We start from the raw sequence: 16,143 nt of genomic DNA on the forward strand, positions 1-16,143 counted from the left end.
CTTCAAGATCGCGATGATCTGCTCTTCGCTGAACCTGCTGCGCTTCATTCTCGTCCGACTCCTTTGCGTCGGACTCTACTCAAAATCGGTCACATTCCAGGGGCGCACGTCAGGAACAATGATTGCTTCGAAGTTCATGGGCGTACGGCACGACACTGGCTTGGCTCGCACACGTTGGTGGATGGTCATCGGATTTCACTGGCCAAGTTAGCTAGGCCTGCTAGCTTCCCGGCCATCGCACGCCATGCCCCGTTGGCCGCGTTAGCGCCCGGGCTGGGCGCCCTTCCCCATCGCTAGTTTGGACACAGAATTGGACACGGACGCGTTTTGCGTTCGTGCAAGCTGTTGTTTTATAGAGATAATTTAACAAGTTGACGCGAACCTAAATCTGGCGCGTCTACCAGTTCCGCCACGCCCGCACAGGGCACCGCCGGTCGGCGGGCTCTATAGCAGTCGGGGCCTTCATCGCAAGGGCGGAGGCAACTTCATCGCGACACGAAGCGTTGGTCAACCGAAACAAGGAGACTGACCGTGCCCGTTGAGCCGCCCGTCCAGCCCACCGTGCCGCCCGCCGAGCAACCGCCGGCGCCGCGCCCGGGCCAGCCGACGAGCCCGCCCCCGGAGCTGGATCCGCCGGCACCGGACATCGACGTACCGGCACCGCAACCGTCCACGCCTGCGGTGCCCGCGCCGGGCCAGCCCATTGCCTGAGGAGGAGAGAGAGGATGAACGATCGTGAAGACCCGCGCTCCGATCTCGAACGGAACGGCGAAGCCCGCGCCGATGCCATCCGACGCAGCGAAAGCGGCAAGCTGAAGAACTACGACGCGGACCAGCGATAACCCCCGGCCATCCATGATCGACAAACATCTGAAGAAGCTCCGGCTGCGCTGCGAAATCGGCGCTCCGGAGGAGGAAGCGCTTCGTGCCGTGCTGCAGGGTCCCTTCGACCATGCGGCCGAGCAGGTGATCGTGCGGCGCGGCGAGCGGCTGAACAGCTCGCTCCTGCTGCTCGAGGGCCTGCTCGCACGCTACAAGGACCTCAGCAACGGCCAGCGCCAGATCACGCATGTGCATGTGCCCGGCGATTTCGCCGACCTGCACGGCTACACGCTCGGCTATCTCGATCACAACGTGATCACCCTCACTCCCTGCCGCATCGCCCGCGCGCCGCACGCCCGGGTCAGGGAGATCACCAATCGTTTCCCGAGCCTCACCCGCGCCTTCTGGTTCTCGACCAATCTCGACGCGAGCATCCATCGCGAATGGGAAGTCTCGCTGGGGCGGCGCAATGCGATCGAGCGTGCCGCGCACCTGTTCTGCGAGTTGCAGTCGCGGCTGCTCGTGGTGGGCGCAGCCGAAGGCAACAGCTTCCGCCTGCCGATCACGCAGAACCAGTTCGCCGAGTGCCTCGGCCTCACCGGCGTGCACGTGAACCGCGTGCTGCGCGAGTTGCGCGAGGCGGGCCTGGCGGATTTTCGCGGTGGCCAGGTTACGATCCACGATCGGCCGGGGCTGGAATCGCTCGCCGAGTTCGATCCGCTCTATTTGTATCTCGATCGACCGGCCAACTAGCTGCCTGTCCGCGAAGGCCCGGCCGTGCGCGGCACGCTGGCGCCCCCGCGCATCGGCATCCCGATGCCCGGCTCCCCCAGAGGTCCGACGAGCCGGGACAGTCCTGCCTAGGCGCCCGCTTCCCGCTTGCGGGCGATCTCGGCACTCTCGCCCTTGAGCGGCTTCGAGACCGGGCAGACTTCCTGCAGATAGGAATTGAGCGTGTTGGCGAGATTGTCCGCGACCAGCCGATAATGGACATACTGGCCGCGCTTCTCGCTCGTCACCAGCCCGGCATTCTCCAGCACCGCGAGGTGCTGCGAGACCGCCGGCTTGGAGATCTCGAACCGCGCGGCGATCTCCCCGGCGGTCAGTTCGGCATTGCTGAGATAGGCGAGGATCTTGCGGCGCACGGTGGACGACAGGGCTTCGAAGACGCGTTGCATGCCCGATCATTTAAGTGATTTCTTCATTGCTTTCCAGCCGAATCGCGATATTTATTTAGGCAATGACTTAATTACCTAACAGGTGAGTCCATGCCCGATGCGATCCGCGACGATGCCCATGCCGTCAACAGCCTGATCGAGACGCCCGGCGCCGATCCCGTCAACGGCCGGGTACGATGGGATCCGGGTCATTCGCTATGGAATGGCGGGATGATGGCGGCGGCGCTGGTGCTCGGCCCCCTCACCTTCACTCCCGCCGCCTTCGCGGTGTTCGTCGTCACCACCGGGGCGAGCTTGCTGCTCGGCCATTCGGTCGGCTTCCACCGCCGCCTGACCCATCGCAGCTTCCAATGCCCGCTCTGGCTGGAGCGCGTGCTGGTCTGGTTCGGCACCGCGGTGGGGATGAGCGGGCCGCACTGGATCATTCGCACGCACGACCTGCGCGACTGGGCGCAGCGAAATCCGCATTGCCACCCCTATCTCAGCCATGCCGGCGGCATGGTGCGCGATGCGTGGTGGCAGCTCCATTGCCGGCTGGAGCTCGCCCATCCGCCCCGCTTCGACCTCGGCCGCGCCGGGCGTGATCGCTTCTATCGCTTCCTCGAAGCCAGCTGGATGGTGCAGCAGCTGCCGATCGCGGCGTTGCTCTTCTGGGCAGGCGGCTGGAGTTTCGTGATCTGGGGCGTCTGCGTGCGCGTCTTCGCCTGCGTCCATGGCCATTGGCTGGTCGGCCATCTCGCCCATACCCGCGGGCCGCAAAGCTGGATCGTGCGCGGCGCGGGCGTGCAGGCGCACGATGTGCCCTGGGCCGGCTTCATCACCATGGGCGAGGCCTGGCACAACAACCACCACGCCTTTCCCGGATCCGCCCGGATCGGGCTCTATCCGGGCCAGAGCGACCCGGGCTTCGCCTTCATCCGACTGCTGGCGGCACTCGGCCTGGCCTGGGACATCCGCACGCCCGCCAGCCTGCCGCACCGCGACCAGCTGGTGGAGGCACATGCATGAAGACGCCCTTCCCGTTCCGCCGCGCCGTTGGCGACATACTCGTCGCTGCGCTGGCCGCTTCGATCGTCCTCAGCGCTTCGTTCGGTATATTCGGACTCTTCGTCTTCCCGATCGTCTATTTCCTGACTGCCGTGATCGGCGCGCTGATGGCGTTGCCGCTCTACTGGCTTCTCCATCGCATGGGCATCGCGCGAGGCTGGATGGCGCCACCGGCCGGGCTGCTGGCCGGCATCGCGGGGATGCTGTGGTTCGACAATCCGTCCGCCGGCCACTCGCTCCTGTCGCCATTCTGGTATGCGGCGGCCGGCATCGTGGGCGGCCTCACCTTCTGGTGGCGCCTGCGGCCTAGTTCGCCACCCGCCGCGCAGTGAGGATCTTTACCGCCGCCGCCGGGATCTCGCCCTTGAAATAGCCGCCGCTCAGCGTCGCGGTCGGCGAATTGGGCGCGTCGAAGATCTTGAGCACAACGTCCTTGCCCTCGACGACATGGGCGAAGGCCGCAAAGCCCAGATTGTCGCCCGGCCGGCTCGGATCGGCGTCGAACGAGGGCTGGTCGCCCAGCACGATGGTGAAGTCGCCGCTGGCGGTGCCGGGCGCGCGGCGCGGCGTCGAGAGGGTGAAATCGGTATGCTTGATGCCGGTGAGCGTGGTCGGCTCATGCTTGATCGGGGGCAGTACCTTGCCCCGCGCATTGTTCACTCCGAACTGGACGAAGCCGAAATGATCGGCGACCTTCACCACCCGGTAGAAGGGGGCGCCGTCGAGCCGCTTCTGATCGACATAGCGCAGGAAATTGTTGCCGCTTATCGGCGCACGGACATTGTCCACTTCCACCGTGATCGTTCCCGCGCTGGTGACCAGCGCGACGCGGGGCAATGCCGGTGCCGGGCCGGGTGCCGGCACGGCCGTCTGGGCCAGCGCCGGAGCGACGAGCAACAGGCCGATCAGGCCACACAGCATGCGAAGCATAATCTCTCCTCGATCAGCGGAAGGGATAGGCGCCGGAGGCTTCGCGCCCCGTCTTCACGTCGATCACCTTTCCGCCCTGATAGGCCAGCACGCCCGGCACCGGAACCAGCCGGTTGATCCCGCTCGCATTGGGATTGAAGAACTTGCCCACCGCCCGATACTCGGCCGGCTTCACCGCCGCCTTGGCGACCAGGGGGGCGAGCGCCGGCGGCAGCGCGCCGCCGGGCGCCACCGGGCGCACGGTTCCGGCGATCAGGAAGCCCGGCGTGTCGCTGCTCGGCCCATAGCCGGTTTCGGCGGCCAGTTCCGGGACGTCGGACTTGAACTTGGCCCGATCGGCAAAGAAGGTGCCGAGGTCGAGCACTTCACCCGGCCGGGCGGTAAACCCCACCGTGCCCAGGCAGAAGCAGATGTGCAGCCCGGCCGGCCCCATCGCCCAGGACGCACCATAGAGCACGAAGTCGCCGGGCAGCGTCTCGACCAGGAACAGGCTGTCCGGATCGCCGCGCACCAGCGGATGCTTGTTGTCGACGGCATTGACGTTGAGGACGCCGCCATAGCTGAAATTGAACGCCTCGAGCGAGGGGACCGGCGGAATCTGGCCGGAGAATTTCTGGCCGGCACCTTCCGCCGCCGCCTTCTTGGCAAGGGCCTTTTCCCGATCCTTCGCCAGTCCCGGCTCGGCCTTGGCGAATGCTTCGGCCTTGGCCGCGCGATAGCCGTCCATCTCGCTTCCGGTCGGCACGCGCAGGAAGACCGGCTCGAACTTCGGGACGCCCTTCGGCTTGTGGACGCGCAGGACCAGATAGGCCCGGTCCGGACGGATGCTGACCGGAGCGCCGGCTTCGATCTCGACCATTTCGTCGACGATATTCTGGGCCATTGCCGGCGTGGCGGACACCAGGGCGAGCGCGGCGAGCAGGCGCAGCATCAGCGATCCTCCGGAAGCGGCAGCCCATCGGGCGCGGGCCCCGACGCAGCCTTGGCCTGCATCGCGATCGATGCCTGCGAGAAATTGTCGGTGAGCTGTTCCCAGCGGCGCTCCTGCAGGGGATAGCGCTGATAGCCGCGCGGCTCCATGCAGCGGCGCAGTCGCGACTGGTGTGCGCGGCGGACCAACGGCCCCGCCACGATCTCGCCGATCACCGCCCCGACCAGGCCATAGGGCTGGAATCCCCGCGTGACGACCTCGGTCGCCGGCTTGTCGTCCCAGGGCGCGAACGTCGGCACGCCGGGGCTCGCATTCGCCACCGGCATGAAGCGGTAGCATTCGGTGAAATCCGAGAGTGCCTCGGCGAAGCTCGTATCGGCCCGCCAATAATAGAAATATTTCCAGCCATTGCTGACGACCGCCGGATCCCGCCCGCCCGAAAGGTCGGGAATCTGGATCGCGGCGGGATCGGGCACATCGCGCATGTCCTGCGCGAACGCCGGCGCCTGCGCGAGCAGCCCCGCCAGCGGCAAGATCAACAAGGATGTCCGCATGATCCCTTCCCCCCGGCACCGACTATGATCCGTGCGCGGGGGGATGGCAACGGCCTCAGCCCGCCAGCGCCTTCTTCAGCAGCTCGTTGACCACCGCCGGATTGGCCTTGCCGCCCATCGCCTTCATCGTCTGGCCGACGAAGAAGCCGAACAGCGCTTCCTTGCCGCCGCGATACTGTTCGAGCTGGCCCGGATTCTTCGCCAGCACGTCGGCGATCACTGCCTCGATCGCGCCGGTGTCGCTGGTCTGCTTGAGCCCGCGCTCCTCGACGATCTTGCCCGCCGGGTCGCCGGTCTCGAGCATGATTTCGAACACCTGCTTGGCGAGCGGCCCGGAAAGCGTGCCGTCGGCGGCCAGCGCGAGCAGCTCGGCGCCCTGCTCGGGGCTGACCGGGCTCGCGTCGAGGTCCTTGTTCAGCCGGTTCAGCGCGCCATAGAGATCGGAGAGCAGCCAGTTCGCCGCGGCGCGCGCGACTTCGTTCTCGCCCTTCTTCTGCACGCGTGCACTCTCGGCCAGCAGCGCCTCGAACCAGCGCGCGGTATCGGCATCGGCCGTCAGCGTCGCGGCGTTATAGGCGCTCAGGCCCAGCTCCTGCTCGTAGCGGCGGCGCTTGGCGTCGGGCAGTTCGGGCAGGCTGGCGCGGCATTCCTCGAGAAAGGCATCGTCCAGCTCGAGCGGCAGCAGGTCGGGATCGGGGAAATAGCGATAGTCGTGCGCGTCTTCCTTCGAGCGCATCGACCGGGTCTCGCCCTTGTCCGGATCGAACAGGCGGGTTTCCTGGACGATCCTGCCCCCGCTTTCCAGCACCTCGACCTGGCGGCGCGCCTCGATCTCCACCGTCTGCATGACGAAGCGAACCGAGTTGACGTTCTTGGTCTCGGTGCGGGTACCGAACTCGGCGCCCGGCCTGCGCACGCTGACATTCACGTCGGCGCGCATCGAGCCCTGGTCCATGTTCCCGTCGCACGAGCCGACATAGCGCAGGATCGCGCGCAGCTTGCTCAGATAGGCACCCGCTTCCTGCGGCGAGCGCATGTCGGGCTTCGACACGATCTCCATCAGCGCCACGCCTGCGCGGTTGAGGTCGACATAGGAGCGCGTCGGATGCTGATCGTGCATCAGCTTGCCGGCATCCTGCTCGACATGGATGCGCTCGATGCCGATCGTCTTGACGCTGGCCTCGGGATCCTTGTCGTCCAGGCTGATCTCGATCTGCCCCTCGCCCACCAGCGGATGGAAGAGCTGGCTGATCTGATAGCCCTGGGGCAGATCGGCGTAGAAATAATTCTTGCGGTCGAAGCGCGACCATTTGTTGATCACCGCGCCGATCGCCATGCCGGTGCGCACCGCCTGGCGGATGCACTCCTTGTTCGGCGTGGGCAGCATGCCCGGCATCGCCGCGTCGATCAGGCTCACCTGGCTGTTCGGCTCCGCACCGAAAGTGGTGGCCGCACCCGAGAAGAGCTTGGCGTTCGACGTGACCTGCGCATGGACCTCGAGGCCGATCACGACCTCCCATTCGCCGGTTTCGCCCTGGATGCGATAGGTGGATTCAGTCATTTCAATTCCGCTTCTTCATCGCCTTGGCGGCGCTTGCGCGCCTATCGCGTCCTCGACGGTCCAATCCGAGAGCATCCACGAGCACATGGACCAAGGTCCCAAGCGCTTGGAAGAATGCCTCAACCATGACTTACCACCAGGCCTCCGGCCGCGCCGCGAAGCCGGCCCGCTGCTCGATCGCCAGGCCGGCGTTGAGCACGCCCTGCTCGTCCAGCGGCCGGCCGATGATCTGCAGCCCCAGCGGCAGCCCACCCGCATCCACGCCGCCCGGCACGCTCATCGCCGGCAGGCCGGCAAGGCTCGACGGCACGGTGAAAACGTCGTTGAGGTACATGGCGATCGGATCGGCCGATTTCTCGCCCAGCGCGAACGCGGCGCTCGGCGCGGTCGGCGTCAGCAGCAGGTCGCACATGCTGAACACATTCTCGAAATCGCGGGCGATCAGCGCGCGGACCTTCTGCGCCTGGGTGTAATAGGCATCGTAGAAGCCCGCCGACAGCACATAGGTGCCGATCAGGATGCGGCGCTTCACTTCGTCGCCGAAGCCCGCCGCCCGCGTCGCCGCGTACATTTCCTGCAGGTTCTGCCCCTCGGCCAGCTCGCGCAGGCCGTAGCGCACGCCGTCATAGCGGGCCAGGTTCGACGAAGCCTCGGCCGGCGCGATGATGTAATAGGCCGGCAGCGCGTATTTGGTGTGAGGCAGCGAGACCTCCACCACCTCGGCGCCGGCGTCCTTCACCCAGGCGATGCCCGCTTCCCACAGCTTGGCGATCTCGGTCGGCGTGCCGTCGATGAGATATTCGGCCGGGATGCCGATCTTCTTGCCGCTCAGGTCGCCGGAGAGATGCTCCTCCCATTTCGGCACCGGCAGCTGGAGCGACGTCGAATCGCGCGGATCGAAGCCGGCCATGTTCTCGAGCAGGATCGCACAGTCGCGCACGTCGCGCGCCATCGGGCCGGCCTGGTCGAGCGACGAGGCGAAGGCGACGATGCCGAAGCGCGAGCAGCGGCCATAGGTCGGCTTGATGCCGGCGATGCCCGTGAAGGCGGCGGGCTGGCGGATCGAGCCGCCGGTGTCGGTGCCGGTCGCACCCGGCACGAGCCGCGCGGAGATCGCCGCCGAGCTGCCGCCCGACGAACCGCCCGGCGCCAGCGGGGCATTGTCGCCGCCGCCGCGCCGCCACGGCGAGATCACATTGCCGAAATAGCTCGTCTCGTTCGACGAGCCCATGGCGAACTGGTCCATGTTGAGCTTGCCGAGCATGCCGGCGCCCGCGTCCCACAGCTTCTGCGACACGGTCGATTCATAGACCGGCTTGAAGCCCTCCAGGATGTGGCTGGCCGCAGTGGTCTGCACGCCCTTGGTCGCGAACAGGTCCTTCATGCCCAGCGGCACGCCCGAGAGCGGCTTGAGCGGCTCGCCCCGGGCGATCGCGTCGTCCGCGGCCTTGGCGGCAGCCAGCGCATGTTCGGGCGTCTCGACGACGAAGGCGTTGAGCGCCTTGCCCTTGCTCACCTTGACGATGAACGCGTCGGCGACTTCGCGCGCCGAGAACTTGCCCGTGCGGACGCCGTCGCGAAGGCTCGCGACGCCCAGATCGGTGATGTCGCTCATGCGTTCTGCTCCTGGATCCCGGCCTGTGCGGGGATGGTCGAATGCCGCGGCGCGCGCATCATTCGACCACCTTCGGCACGGTGAAGAAGCCGTGCTCGCCCTGCGGCGCGTTCTGGAGAACGGCGTCGCGCTGGTTGCCCTCGGTCACCACGTCCTCGCGCAGGCGCAGCACATTGGGGATGACGGCGGTCATCGGCTCGACCGACGAGGTATCGACCTCGCCGAGCTGCTCGATCCAGCCCAGGATGTTGTTGAGCTCGGGCGCGAGGCGCTCGGCATCGCTATCGCTGATCGCGATGCGGGCCAGGCTCGCCACCTTCTTCACGGTTGCGGTATCGACGGACATGGGAGGCGCCTAACAGCCGCGCCTCCCGCCTTCAAGCACCCGCTTATTCGAAAGGCGCGCCCACCGGCACGCCGCCGATGAACACCTGCTTCCGCGCGACGGGGCGAATCTCGATCCCGCCGGCCGGATAGCCGGCTGCGATCCGTTCGCTCTCCGCTGCGCTGGGTACAGGCGCCCGGCTTCTTTCCGTCCACCCGCCGTCGAGCAGCACGAAGTGGTCGCCACCCTCGCAACCTATGACCCCCGGCACGCCCTTGCCCTGCTTGTCGAGCATATGCGCATAGCAGCTGTCGCCGAATACCAGCGCTTCGCTCGGGCCCGCGACCAGAATGGTGCACAAATTGCCCTGGCGGCACTGATATTTCGTGCCGAGCAAATCGATCAGCCCCTGCGGCACGCTGGCGCCCGCAGGCAGCACCCGCGCATTTTCCAGCACCGACGCATGCGGGCCCGAGCGCGGATCGGCCTGCGTCTCCAGTTCCCAGCGCGTCTCGGCCTTGCTCGCCTTCTCGGCCGGGGCACGGATCGCGGGGTCCTTGGCCTTGCGCAACCGATCGAGCGCATCGCGCCCGGGCTTGCCGAAGTCGAACGCAAGTGCCTTCCAGTCGAACTTGTCCGCGCCGATCTTCCCCGATTCGAGCCGCGCCAACTGGTCGTCGGTCGATATCCGGTTGAAGCTGATCAGCGGCGTCGCCAGCACCAGCCCGAGCCCGCAGAGCAGGAAGGCGAGCGTCAGGTTCGCCGGACGCACCCGCACCGTCCATTGCAACCGCCCGAGGATCAGCGCGCCCAGATAGGCCAGGCCGTAGAGCAGCGCGATGCCGACGAAGACGATCGCCCAGAGCCGCTCGGGCGTATAGCCATATTGGCCGACGCGCAGCCCGGTCGCCACCGCGGCCAGCACCGCCAGTGGCAGGATCACCGCGCCCAGCGCCATCGCGCCGAAGCGAAGCAGCGGGTTGCGCCGCTCCTCCTCGACGCGGTTGCCGATCACGGCGTTGGCGAGGATCAGCCCGCCCACCGCGCAGCTCAGCAGCAGCGGCGTGGTCGCCTGAGTCGCGTCCCACAGCGCCCGCAGCCCGGTGAAGGGCAGCGCGAGCAGGAACAGTCCGAGCCCGATCGCGAGCACCGGCGCCAGCACCGCGAGCACCGTGGCGACGACCCGCTGGAGCAGCCGCACCACCGCGTCATGCTCGCGCAGCAGCCCCAGCGCCGAACCGAAGGCCAATCCGATCAGCGCGCGGACGAACCAGTTCTTCATCAGCAGTTCGTGAAGCAGCTCGATCTTGATGAGCTGGAACAGGCTGGCGAGCAGCCAGGCCATGATCCACACGATCGCCACGAACAGCCAGCAGGCGAACCACAGCACGACATTCTGCCACGCATAGTCATGAACCGCGGCATAGGGAGTGCGCGGCGCGCCCTGATCGCGCGCGGCCTGGAACAGCGGCGCGGCGATCGCGACGGCGAGCAACAGGCTGATCGTCCGCCACCCCTCGCTCGCGCTCCATCCGCCCGGCGCACCGTTCCACCAGGTGACGAACCCCGCCGCCACGCCGATCGCCGCCCCGAATGCGATCGAGGCCCACCATAGCCGCCGCTCGATCGTGAAGCCGATCATCGCCGCGAACAGCGTCACGCCCATCAGCATCGCCGCCTGCAGCACGGTCATGTCGCCGCGGAAGAAATTCGAATCGCCCAGGATCAGCTGCGCGGCGACCCCGGTCGCCAGGCCCAGCACGGCCAGCAGCCATGGGCGCACGGCCCAGCCTTCCGGCTCCGCCGCCGGCCCTGCCTCGACATCGTCCATGATCTTTCTCCCCTCGCCGGGATGCTCTCGCATCCGGCCGGGCCGGTAAAGTGGATTTCCGGTGCAGAATGGCTGCATCTCGCATCCATGGTTGCATCGCCGGTAATCGTGCCCCACGGGAATGCGATTGCAACAAATCGGCTCTATGCTGCATTGCACAATGGAGAGTTGGGCGTGGCCCGTAAATTCCTCTATCTCGTAGTAGGACTCATCGTGCTCGCACTGGCCGCCACCTTCGCCTATCGTTTCTGGGGCGCCGAACTCCTCCGCCAGGCCATGGTGCCGAGCGTGGAAGTGGCGAAGCTGCCGCCGCCGGGCGACTATTCGCGGGCCGACCTCTGGCTCGCCCGCCCGGACAAGCCCGGCAATCCGGCGCTATGGACTCCGGAAGGTTTCCAGCCGGCCGAGAAGCCGCCCGCCGCGGTGTTCTTCATCCATCCGACGTCGTTCCTCGATCGCACGCAGTGGAACGCGCCGCTGAACGACGTTGCTGCCAATGCCCGGGCCGAGCTGTTCCTCCGCGGCCAGGCAAGCGCGTTCAACGCGTCCGGTCTGGTCTGGGCGCCCCGCTATCGCCAGGCGACCTTCGGCGCGTTCCTCACCAGCAAGGCCCAGGCGCAGCAGGCGCTCGACTTCGCCTATCGCGACGTGCTGGCGGCGTTCGACCGGTTCCTCGAGGAAGCCGGCAACCGCCCGATCATCCTCGCCGGACACAGCCAGGGCGCGCTCCACCTCTCGCGCCTGCTCGTCGACCGCGTCGCCGGCAAGCCGCTCGCGAAGCGGATCGTCGCCGCCTATGTGGTGGGCTGGCCGGTGTCGATCACCGCCGACTTGCCGAAGATGGGCCTGCCCGCCTGTTCGGGCCCGGACGAGACCGGCTGCGTCCTTTCCTGGCAAAGCTTTGCCGAGCCCGCCGATCCTTCGCTGATCCTCGACACCTTCGACCAGACGAACGGCTTCACCGGCAAGCCTCGCAAGGACACGCCGATGGTCTGCACCAACCCGCTCACCGGCAAGCCCGGCGACGATGCGCCCGTGGAGGCCAATCTCGGCGGCCTGATGCCGAGCAGGGACCTGAGCAGTGCCGTGCTCCAGAAGAACCTCGTCCCCGCGCGCTGCGACGGGCGCGGCATCCTGATGATCGGCAGCAGCCCGCCGGACCTTGGCCCCTATGTGCTGCCCGGCAACAATTATCACGTGTTCGATTACAGCCTGTTCTGGGCCAATGTCCGCGCCGATGCCGAGCGCCGGCTCAAGGCCAGGCGCAAGTTCTGGCCCTTCTGACGATCGTCATCTCCCGCCCCGCCTTCGCGGGGATGACGAAAGCGGCTAGGGACAAGGAATGATCACCACCGCCCCTGCCGACTATCGCGCGGTTCTCCCCGCAGGCGGCCGCCTGATCGGCCTCGATGTCGGCACCAAGACGATCGGCACCGCGCTGTGCGATGCCGGCTGGAGCTTCGCCAGCCCCGCCGAACTGGTGCGCCGCACCAAATTCTCGAAGGACAAGGCCGCGCTCCAGGCACTGATCGCCGCGCAGCAGGTCAAGGGCATCGTCATCGGCCTGCCCCTCAACCTGGACGGCACCGACAGTCCCCGCACCCAGTCCACCCGCGCCTTCGCCCGCAACATGGACGATCTGGGCTTTCCCATCCTGCTGTGGGACGAGCGCTGGTCCACCGTCGCAGTGGAGCGCACGCTGATCGAACAGGATTTCAGCCGCGCCCGCCGTGCCGGGATGATTGACAACATGGCCGCCGCCCATATCCTCCAGGCGGCGATCGACGCGCTGGCGAACGTCTAGAAGCGCCGGTCGAACCGCGCGATCAGCGCGTCGAGCGTGCGATTGCCTCGCTCGCCCCGCGGCCGGGTCTTGTAGGTCGGATCCTCGGCATCGGCCGGCTGGAGCCTTGCGCAGAAGCGCCGCACGTCCGCGCCCAGCATCGCCACATCCGCGCCGATCCGGTCGAGATCCTCCCGCGCCGCCTTGCGCGCCCGCCGGCTCAGCGTGGCTTCCATCCGCGCCCGATGCTCCGCCGCCGCATCGGCGAAGCCGTCCGCCAGCGCCTCCATCTCGGTGACATAGGACAGCGAAACGAGTTGCGCGGGCGCATAGCCGAGTTGATCGTCGCCGTGCACGACATTGGCTCCCACCCGCACCGTCGCCTGCCCGAGATAGAGCCGCGCGAGGCCCGACAGCGTGCGCTCGGCCAGTTCGGTCAGCGCCGCGGTGTCGGCGAGCAGCGCGGCGTGGCGCGCGTCCACCGCCGGCGCATAGACCGAGACCACGCGCGCGAAACGCGCCCCGTCCGATTGCTGCCGCTCGATCGCCCGCCGCGCACGGACCAGCCGCTCCAGCGGCGCGCCGGCATTCTCGCGAAAGAACTGGCGGGACAGCGCCACGACATTCTCCCCGCAATCGCGATGCGCCTGCAGGGCGGCCAGCGCCAGCATCCGTCGCAGCGGCCGCCAGCGCGCCCGCTCCACCCGCGCAAGCCACCAGGGCAGCAGCACGAGGACGAGCACCAGCCCGAGCGCGAAGAAAAATGCCCCGGCCTGGAATGCCGCCAGCCACGCGGAATCGCGCGTCATCCAACCAACAAAAGCAGCCCACCAGCCCTGCACGAACGCTCCCCCCGAAACGCAACGCGGCGGACTTCCTATCCGGCATTTGCGGCAGATGCGAGACTCTCCCGTCTCGCGGCTTGCCTCGCCGGCCCGGCGGGTCTAGGCGACGGCTTTAATGCAAGCCTCAGATCATCGCCCCGCAGCCCAGATAAAGGGCCGCGCCGTCTTCCCGCACCGGCATCTCACCGGCATTGCGGGCCTCCAGCCCCATGAGATCATGTTCCTGCTCGACGAGGCCGAGCAATGGGTCGAAGCGAACCGCACCCGCGCCCGGAGCGACCGGCGGCTCGAGGGGCTCACCCAGATCAACGCCTTTTTCGAGAATTCGACCCGCACGCTCCTCTCCTTCGAGATCGCCGGCAAGCGGCTGGGCGCGGACGTGGTGAACATGCACGCGGCGCAAAGCTCGGTGAAGAAGGGCGAGACTCTCATCGACACCGCCGTGACGCTCAATGCGATGCGCGCCGACGTGATCGTGATCCGCCACATGGCCTCGGGCGCGGTGCAGCTGATCGCCGACAAGGTCGATTGCCCGGTGCTCAACGCCGGCGACGGCTGGCACGAGCACCCGACCCAGGCATTGCTCGACGCGCTCACCATCCGCCGCCGGCGCGGCTCGGTCGCGGGCCAGCGCGTGGTGATCTGCGGCGACCTGCTCCACAGCCGCGTCGCCCGCTCGAACATGCTGGCGCTGACCGCGCTCGGCGCCGAGGTGCGCGTCGTCGCGCCCTCCACGCTGATGCCGCCCGCGATCGAGGGGCTCTATGTCGCGCCCTTCACCGATTTCGATGCAGCGCTCGACGGCGCCGACGTCGTGATGATGCTCCGCGTCCAGAACGAGCGCATGGCGGGCGGCTTCATCCCCTCCACCCGCGAGTTCCACGCGCGCTACGGCCTCACCGCCGAACGGCTCGCCCGTGCCAAGGATGATGCGCTGGTCATGCATCCCGGCCCGATGAACCGGGGTGTCGAGATCGATTCCTCGGTCGCCGACCACCCCGAGCGCAGCGCGATCACCGAGCAGGTCGAGATGGGCGTGGCGGTCCGCATGGCCTGTCTCGACGTGCTCACAAGAGCCGAACGCGGCGTGGAGGGCTGGGCATGAACACGGCCTTCGCCAATGTCCGCGTCCTCGGCGGCGGCAATCGCTTCGCCTTTGACGGCGAGACCATCGCCACCGCCCCCTCGAATGCAGAGGCCATCGACGGCAAGGGCCTCACCCTTGCCCCCGGCATCATCGACCTCGGCGTGTTCGCGGTCGATCGTGCCGCCTGCCGGGCCGGCGGCATCACGCGCGTCGGCCTGATGCCCGATCAGTCGCCGATCCTCGACGATCCCGGCATCATCCGCCGCGCCGCGCTGATGGGGAAGCCCGACCTCTGGGTCCATCCCCTCGCCGCGGCCACGCGCGGTCTCCAGGGTACCGACCTCGCCGAAATGGCGATCAACGCCTCCGCAGGCGCCAGGGCCGTCGCCACCGGCCGCCGCTGGATCGGGGACGCGGGCGTGATGCGCAAGGTGCTCGCCTATGCCCGCGATTGCGGCCTGACGGTGATCGCCCATGCCGAGGACGGCGGCCTCGCCGGCGATGCCGTCGCGAGCGAGGGCCTCACCGCCACGCTCCTGGGCCTGGCCGCCGCCCCCGCCATCGCCGAGGCGCTGGCTATCGCGCGCGACACGATGCTCGCCGAGGATACCGGCGCCCGCATCCATTTCCGCCAGGTCACCACCGCCGCCGGGCTCGACCTGGTCCGCCAGGCCAAGCGCCGCGGCGTCAAGGTCAGCTGCGGCGTCACGCCGGCCCATTGGCTGCTCTCGGACATCGACGTGAGCGACTATCGCACTTATGCCCGCCTCTCGCCGCCGCTGCGCAGCGACGCCGATCGCCAGGCGGTCCGCGCCGCGCTGGCCGACGGCACGATCGACGTGATCGCCTCCGGCCATGATCCGCGCGGGCCCGAGGGCAAGCGCCTCCCCTTCGCCGATGCCGAGGAAGGCATGTCGGGCGCCGAGACGCTGCTCGCCCTCTCGCTCGGCCTGGTCCGCGACGGCCTGCTGACGCTGGAGCGGCTGTTCGAACTGCTCGCCGCCAATCCGGCGCGCATCCTCGGCCTCGATGCCGGCACGCTCGCGCCCGGCAAGCCTGCCGACTTCATCCTGTTCGATCCCGAAACCCCCTGGGCGATCGACGGCACGAAGATGAAGGCCCGCGCCGGCAACACCCCGTTCGATGGCCTGCCGGTCCAGGGCAAGGTCCACCGCGTCTTCAAGGGCGGGCGGGAGATCGAGTGAGCCCGGCGCTGCGGCAGCGTCGCCGCCCTTCGGCCCGCCGGAAATGGAAGCCGGTGCGTTGAACCGCCACATCTGGTGGCACGAGCGGCCCGGCGGGTTGAGGGCTCATATTCTTCATCGCTACCCCGGCCCAAGGCCGGATGATGATGGAGAATGAGATATCCATTCGAGTTCCCAGCCTAGCGTTGGAACCCGATCAAGTATCTGATTTTCCGTCGTCATCCCCGCGCAGGCGGGGATCCAGGGCCAGGCGTGGAGCCGAGGTGGCGGGGTGCTACCCTCTCCGGACGGCGTTCGCGCCGTGGTGCCGATATCCCGCGTTACCCTGGATCCCCGCTTTCGCGGGGATGACGATTGAAGGGATATGAGTCCTCAACCTAGGGTTAGAACCCGATCAAGGCCCGGATTTCGTTCGTCATCCCCGCCTGC

The 16,143-nt window shown here is 67.7% G+C and carries 18 protein-coding genes; 9 read left to right on the top strand and 9 right to left on the bottom strand.

The features are described 5' to 3' along the window. The 3 genes from FFS08_RS23840 to FFS08_RS12375 form a co-directional block, all read left to right on the top strand. Window positions 1-211 (top strand): hypothetical protein (locus tag FFS08_RS23840; RefSeq protein ID WP_212742009.1); only part of this gene is annotated, 211 nt, incomplete at its 5' end. A gap of 320 nt (window positions 212-531) precedes the next feature. Then, on the top strand, window positions 532-711 hold the full coding sequence (locus FFS08_RS12370) for a hypothetical protein (protein WP_137862206.1): 180 nt from the start codon (window positions 532-534) through the stop codon (window positions 709-711). Between the two features lie 144 nt (window positions 712-855). Beyond that, window positions 856-1,575 (top strand): Crp/Fnr family transcriptional regulator, encoded by a 720-nt coding sequence (locus FFS08_RS12375; RefSeq protein ID WP_137862207.1) that lies wholly within the window; start codon window positions 856-858, stop codon window positions 1,573-1,575. Between the two features lie 107 nt (window positions 1,576-1,682). Here the strand turns inward: FFS08_RS12375 and FFS08_RS12380 are convergent, their stop codons facing one another. After that, window positions 1,683-2,000, bottom strand: a complete 318-nt coding sequence (locus FFS08_RS12380; RefSeq protein ID WP_137862208.1) for a metalloregulator ArsR/SmtB family transcription factor — start codon at window positions 1,998-2,000, stop codon at window positions 1,683-1,685. A 90-nt stretch (window positions 2,001-2,090) separates the two neighbouring features. Between FFS08_RS12380 and FFS08_RS12385 the strand changes: the two genes are divergently transcribed. Next, the gene (locus FFS08_RS12385) at window positions 2,091-3,008 is read left to right on the top strand and encodes an acyl-CoA desaturase (RefSeq protein WP_137862209.1); all 918 of its coding nucleotides are present in this window, start codon (window positions 2,091-2,093) and stop codon (window positions 3,006-3,008) included. Continuing rightward, entirely contained in the window at window positions 3,005-3,379 is a 375-nt protein-coding gene (locus tag FFS08_RS12390) for a hypothetical protein (protein ID WP_137862210.1), read from the top strand. Before FFS08_RS12385 ends, FFS08_RS12390 begins: the two co-directional genes overlap by 4 nt. On the opposite strand, the gene FFS08_RS12395 is transcribed toward FFS08_RS12390, so the two are convergent. The 7 genes from FFS08_RS12395 to FFS08_RS12425 all read right to left on the bottom strand — a co-directional run bounded on the left by FFS08_RS12395 (window position 3,354) and on the right by FFS08_RS12425 (window position 10,794). Then, window positions 3,354-3,977, bottom strand: coding sequence for a peptidylprolyl isomerase (locus FFS08_RS12395; protein ID WP_137862211.1), 624 nt, complete (start codon window positions 3,975-3,977; stop codon window positions 3,354-3,356). The genes FFS08_RS12390 and FFS08_RS12395 overlap by 26 nt on opposite strands. A gap of 13 nt (window positions 3,978-3,990) precedes the next feature. Then, entirely contained in the window at window positions 3,991-4,908 is a 918-nt protein-coding gene (locus FFS08_RS12400) for a hypothetical protein (protein ID WP_137862212.1), read from the bottom strand. Beyond that, window positions 4,908-5,462 carry a hypothetical protein gene (locus FFS08_RS12405; protein ID WP_137862213.1) on the bottom strand — a complete coding sequence of 185 codons (555 nt, stop codon included), beginning with the start codon at window positions 5,460-5,462 and terminating at the stop codon, window positions 4,908-4,910. Before FFS08_RS12405 ends, FFS08_RS12400 begins: the two co-directional genes overlap by 1 nt. A gap of 55 nt (window positions 5,463-5,517) precedes the next feature. Then, window positions 5,518-7,023 (bottom strand): Asp-tRNA(Asn)/Glu-tRNA(Gln) amidotransferase subunit GatB, encoded by a 1,506-nt coding sequence (gene gatB / locus FFS08_RS12410; RefSeq protein WP_137862214.1) that lies wholly within the window; start codon window positions 7,021-7,023, stop codon window positions 5,518-5,520. Window positions 7,024-7,153: 130 nt separating this feature from the next. Next, on the bottom strand, window positions 7,154-8,638 hold the full coding sequence (gene gatA / locus FFS08_RS12415; protein WP_137862215.1) for an Asp-tRNA(Asn)/Glu-tRNA(Gln) amidotransferase subunit GatA: 1,485 nt from the start codon (window positions 8,636-8,638) through the stop codon (window positions 7,154-7,156). 58 nt (window positions 8,639-8,696) lie between these two features. Next, a complete protein-coding gene (gatC, locus tag FFS08_RS12420) occupies window positions 8,697-8,984 on the bottom strand; it encodes an Asp-tRNA(Asn)/Glu-tRNA(Gln) amidotransferase subunit GatC (protein WP_137862216.1) in 288 nt (95 codons plus the stop codon). 43 nt (window positions 8,985-9,027) lie between these two features. Further along, window positions 9,028-10,794 carry a DUF4153 domain-containing protein gene (locus FFS08_RS12425; protein ID WP_137862217.1) on the bottom strand — a complete coding sequence of 589 codons (1,767 nt, stop codon included), beginning with the start codon at window positions 10,792-10,794 and terminating at the stop codon, window positions 9,028-9,030. A 174-nt stretch (window positions 10,795-10,968) separates the two neighbouring features. On the opposite strand from FFS08_RS12425, the gene FFS08_RS12430 reads away from it, so the two are divergent. After that, complete coding sequence (locus FFS08_RS12430; RefSeq protein WP_137862218.1) at window positions 10,969-12,078, top strand: DUF3089 domain-containing protein; 1,110 nt, start codon at window positions 10,969-10,971, stop codon at window positions 12,076-12,078. Between the two features lie 58 nt (window positions 12,079-12,136). Then, window positions 12,137-12,598, top strand: coding sequence for a Holliday junction resolvase RuvX (gene ruvX, locus FFS08_RS12435; RefSeq protein ID WP_137862219.1), 462 nt, complete (start codon window positions 12,137-12,139; stop codon window positions 12,596-12,598). Here the strand turns inward: ruvX and FFS08_RS12440 are convergent. Beyond that, window positions 12,595-13,386, bottom strand: coding sequence for a hypothetical protein (locus tag FFS08_RS12440; RefSeq protein ID WP_137862220.1), 792 nt, complete (start codon window positions 13,384-13,386; stop codon window positions 12,595-12,597). The two genes, ruvX and FFS08_RS12440, sit on opposite strands and share 4 nt — an antisense overlap. A 151-nt stretch (window positions 13,387-13,537) precedes the next feature. Between FFS08_RS12440 and FFS08_RS12445 the strand changes: the two genes are divergently transcribed. Further along, entirely contained in the window at window positions 13,538-14,527 is a 990-nt protein-coding gene (locus FFS08_RS12445; RefSeq protein ID WP_137862221.1) for an aspartate carbamoyltransferase catalytic subunit, read from the top strand. Next, window positions 14,524-15,714 (top strand): dihydroorotase, encoded by a 1,191-nt coding sequence (locus tag FFS08_RS12450; RefSeq protein WP_137862222.1) that lies wholly within the window; start codon window positions 14,524-14,526, stop codon window positions 15,712-15,714. The genes FFS08_RS12445 and FFS08_RS12450 overlap by 4 nt, the downstream gene beginning before the upstream one ends. Window positions 15,715-16,143 lie beyond the last annotated feature (429 nt).

It is taken from the genome of Sphingomonas sp. 1F27F7B (assembly GCF_005503355.1).
In the GTDB taxonomy this organism is placed as follows: Bacteria; Pseudomonadota; Alphaproteobacteria; order Sphingomonadales; family Sphingomonadaceae; genus Sphingomonas.

What these genes read in the sequence shown, in the direction of transcription:
- FFS08_RS12385 (WP_137862209.1), top strand. Translation starts at nt 2,091, where the DNA reads ATGCCCGATGCGATCCGCGACGATGCCCATGCCGTCAACAGCCTGATC.
- gatC (WP_137862216.1), bottom strand. Translation starts at nt 8,984, where the DNA reads ATGTCCGTCGATACCGCAACCGTGAAGAAGGTGGCGAGCCTGGCCCGC.
- FFS08_RS12400 (WP_137862212.1), bottom strand. Translation starts at nt 4,908, where the DNA reads ATGCTGCGCCTGCTCGCCGCGCTCGCCCTGGTGTCCGCCACGCCGGCA.
- FFS08_RS12450 (WP_137862222.1), top strand. Translation starts at nt 14,524, where the DNA reads ATGAACACGGCCTTCGCCAATGTCCGCGTCCTCGGCGGCGGCAATCGC.
- FFS08_RS12445 (WP_137862221.1), top strand. Translation starts at nt 13,538, where the DNA reads ATGCAAGCCTCAGATCATCGCCCCGCAGCCCAGATAAAGGGCCGCGCC.
- FFS08_RS12425 (WP_137862217.1), bottom strand. Translation starts at nt 10,794, where the DNA reads ATGGACGATGTCGAGGCAGGGCCGGCGGCGGAGCCGGAAGGCTGGGCC.
- FFS08_RS12395 (WP_137862211.1), bottom strand. Translation starts at nt 3,977, where the DNA reads ATGCTTCGCATGCTGTGTGGCCTGATCGGCCTGTTGCTCGTCGCTCCG.
- FFS08_RS12440 (WP_137862220.1), bottom strand. Translation starts at nt 13,386, where the DNA reads ATGACGCGCGATTCCGCGTGGCTGGCGGCATTCCAGGCCGGGGCATTT.
- ruvX (WP_137862219.1), top strand. Translation starts at nt 12,137, where the DNA reads ATGATCACCACCGCCCCTGCCGACTATCGCGCGGTTCTCCCCGCAGGC.
- FFS08_RS12380 (WP_137862208.1), bottom strand. Translation starts at nt 2,000, where the DNA reads ATGCAACGCGTCTTCGAAGCCCTGTCGTCCACCGTGCGCCGCAAGATC.
- FFS08_RS12375 (WP_137862207.1), top strand. Translation starts at nt 856, where the DNA reads ATGATCGACAAACATCTGAAGAAGCTCCGGCTGCGCTGCGAAATCGGC.
- gatA (WP_137862215.1), bottom strand. Translation starts at nt 8,638, where the DNA reads ATGAGCGACATCACCGATCTGGGCGTCGCGAGCCTTCGCGACGGCGTC.
- gatB (WP_137862214.1), bottom strand. Translation starts at nt 7,023, where the DNA reads ATGACTGAATCCACCTATCGCATCCAGGGCGAAACCGGCGAATGGGAG.
- FFS08_RS12390 (WP_137862210.1), top strand. Translation starts at nt 3,005, where the DNA reads ATGAAGACGCCCTTCCCGTTCCGCCGCGCCGTTGGCGACATACTCGTC.
- FFS08_RS12405 (WP_137862213.1), bottom strand. Translation starts at nt 5,462, where the DNA reads ATGCGGACATCCTTGTTGATCTTGCCGCTGGCGGGGCTGCTCGCGCAG.